Here is a 3,038-nt window from a genome sequence, read left to right as displayed (position 1 = left end):
AAAAAAGGTGTTTATATTTGCAGCCGCTTAGGCAGGGATGTGATGTATAGATGGGGTAGAGTTTGAGCGTTAAAGGAAGTTCATTGACATATTGACAGACAGCGTTTCTTATATAGTTACTTATAGTAATTGTATAAGGAAAGAATTATTTTGAGAATAGAGGATTAAAAACGAAGGGTCGGGTATTAAACAGATTTATTGTGTAGGTGTAGAAGTATTTTACGATACAACAATGAAGAGTTTGATCCTGGCTCAGGATGAACGCTAGCGGCAGGCCTAACACATGCAAGTCGGACGGTAACAGGGATTGCTTGCAATCCGCTGACGAGTGGCGCACGGGTGCGCAACGCGTATAGAACCTACCCTTTACAGGGGGATAGCCCAGAGAAATTTGGATTAATACCCCGTAGTACCTATTGGAGGCATTTCTAATAGGTTATAGTTTTCGAACGGTAAAGGATGGCTATGCGTCTTATTAGCTAGTAGGTAAGGTAACGGCTTACCTAGGCTACGATAAGTAGGGGCCCTGAGAGGGGGATCCCCCACACTGGTACTGAGACACGGACCAGACTCCTACGGGAGGCAGCAGTGAGGAATATTGGACAATGGGCGGAAGCCTGATCCAGCCATGCCGCGTGCAGGAAGACGGCCCTATGGGTTGTAAACTGCTTTTATACGGGAAGAATAAGGGATACGTGTATCCTGGTGACGGTACCGTAAGAATAAGGACCGGCTAACTCCGTGCCAGCAGCCGCGGTAATACGGAGGGTCCGAGCGTTATCCGGAATTATTGGGTTTAAAGGGTCCGCAGGCGGGCAATTAAGTCAGAGGTGAAATGGTGCGGCTCAACCGTAGCACTGCCTTTGATACTGGTTGTCTTGAGTCATGGTGGAGTGGCCGGAATATGTAGTGTAGCGGTGAAATGCATAGATATTACATAGAACACCGATCGCGAAGGCAGGTCACTAACCATGTACTGACGCTGATGGACGAAAGCGTGGGGAGCGAACGGGATTAGATACCCCGGTAGTCCACGCCGTAAACGATGGATACTAGCTGTCCGCTGCCTTGAGCAGTGGGCGGCCAAGCGAAAGTGATAAGTATCCCACCTGGGGAGTACGTTCGCAAGAATGAAACTCAAAGGAATTGACGGGGGCCCGCACAAGCGGTGGAGCATGTGGTTTAATTCGATGATACGCGAGGAACCTTACCAGGGCTTAAATGCAGAATGACAGGTTTAGAGATAGACTTTTCTTCGGACATTTTGCAAGGTGCTGCATGGTTGTCGTCAGCTCGTGCCGTGAGGTGTCAGGTTAAGTCCTATAACGAGCGCAACCCCTGCCGTCAGTTGCCAGCAAGTAATGTTGGGGACTCTGACGGGACTGCCGGTGCAAACCGCGAGGAAGGTGGGGACGACGTCAAATCATCACGGCCCTTACGTCCTGGGCTACACACGTGCTACAATGGCCGGTACAGCGAGCAGCCACTTCGCAAGAAGGAGCGAATCTATAAAACCGGTCACAGTTCGGATCGGGGTCTGCAACTCGACCCCGTGAAGCTGGAATCGCTAGTAATCGGATATCAGCCATGATCCGGTGAATACGTTCCCGGGCCTTGTACACACCGCCCGTCAAGCCATGGAAGCCGGGAGTGCCTGAAGTCCGTCACCGCAAGGAGCGGCCTAGGGCAAAATCGGTAACTAGGGCTAAGTCGTAACAAGGTAGCCGTACCGGAAGGTGCGGCTGGAACACCTCCTTTCTAGAGAAATCACTGAAGGTAGATTTTTTTTTTTACTTGATCCTTGGTTTCCTTTATCTCAAAATAATGTTTGTCATTATATAAAATAAGAGGGTATTGTTTTTTTATTTTTTTGGTTTTTTTTTGGAAAGACTCAAAGGAGTAGGAGGGCTTTATTCTTGACTAACGAAGTCTCATAGCTCAGCTGGTTAGAGCGCTACACTGATAATGTAGAGGTCGGCAGTTCGAGTCTGCCTGAGACTACGACAAGTATTCGTAGGCTAAGGTTTACGAGGGAAGTACGTTCATTGAGAATAACATATTGAAGGAAATTCTAGAAGTTGGCTCCGCCGCGTTGAAAGCTAAGAGGCGATCAACGGAAGAGAAAGGGGGAATTAGCTCAGCTGGCTAGAGCGCCTGCCTTGCACGCAGGAGGTCACCGGTTCGACTCCGGTATTCTCCACGATGGTATGCTAGATGGTTTTTATCAAGGGATAGAGATTTTAGTACCAAAACGTTCATTGACATATTGAGACAGAGTATGTTTATTGTTTATACAATAGATATACTTTGGGAAAACACGAATTTAATAGAGAGGTACAAGAAGTACCGAAGAATACGAGGCGAGGCGACAAGCTAAGCAAGGGCGTATGGGGAATGCCTAGGCTCCCAGAGGCGATGAAGGACGTGATAAGCTGCGAAAAGCTGCGGGGATTGGCACATACGATATGATCCGCAGATGTCCGAATGGGGCAACCCACCATATTGAAGATATGGTATCCCGCAAGGGAAGCAAACCCGGTGAACTGAAACATCTAAGTAGCCGGAGGAGGAGAAAACAAGAGTGATTCTGTTAGTAGCGGCGAGCGAAAGCGGAAGAGTCCAAACCGATGTTGTTTCGGCAATATCGGGGTTGTAGGACCACGATATTCGATGCATACTGAACCGGAACCAACTGGAAAGTTGGGCCAAAGAGGGTGATAGCCCCGTATGGGTAAGGTTATGTTATTGATAGTGGTATCCTGAGTAGCGCGGGGCACGTGAAACCCTGTGTGAATCCGGCGGGACCATCCGCCAAGACTAAATACTCCTGGGAGACCGATAGTGAACCAGTACCGTGAGGGAAAGGTGAAAAGAACCCCGAACAGGGGAGTGAAATAGAACCTGAAACCATACGCCTACAAGCGGTCGGAGCCTTTATGGGTGACGGCGTGCCTTTTGCATAATGAGCCTACGAGTTGCCGTTGCTAGCGAGGTTAAGCCCTTCAGGGGCGGAGCCGCAGCGAAAGCGAGTCTGAATA

The 3,038-nt window shown here is 49.0% G+C and carries 2 tRNA genes and 2 rRNA genes (1 of these 4 cut by a window edge); all 4 read left to right on the top strand.

Going from position 1 to position 3,038, the window contains the following annotated elements:
* Positions 1 to 229: 229 nt before the first annotated feature.
* Positions 230 to 1,758 (top strand): 16S ribosomal RNA (locus tag PXG98_RS16390).
* A 169-nt stretch (positions 1,759 to 1,927) separates the two neighbouring features.
* Positions 1,928 to 2,001, top strand: a tRNA-Ile gene (locus PXG98_RS16385).
* A gap of 125 nt (positions 2,002 to 2,126) precedes the next feature.
* Positions 2,127 to 2,200, top strand: a tRNA-Ala gene (locus tag PXG98_RS16380).
* A 166-nt stretch (positions 2,201 to 2,366) separates the two neighbouring features.
* A 23S ribosomal RNA gene (locus PXG98_RS16375) occupies positions 2,367 to 3,038 on the top strand (it continues 2,167 nt past the right edge of the window).
* The 16S and 23S rRNA genes sit together here with 2 tRNA genes alongside, the layout of an rRNA operon.

It is taken from the genome of Eudoraea chungangensis (assembly GCF_029360665.1).
Classification (GTDB): Bacteria; Bacteroidota; Bacteroidia; order Flavobacteriales; family Flavobacteriaceae; genus Eudoraea; species Eudoraea chungangensis.
This window is presented reverse-complemented; position numbering and strand designations above follow the sequence as displayed.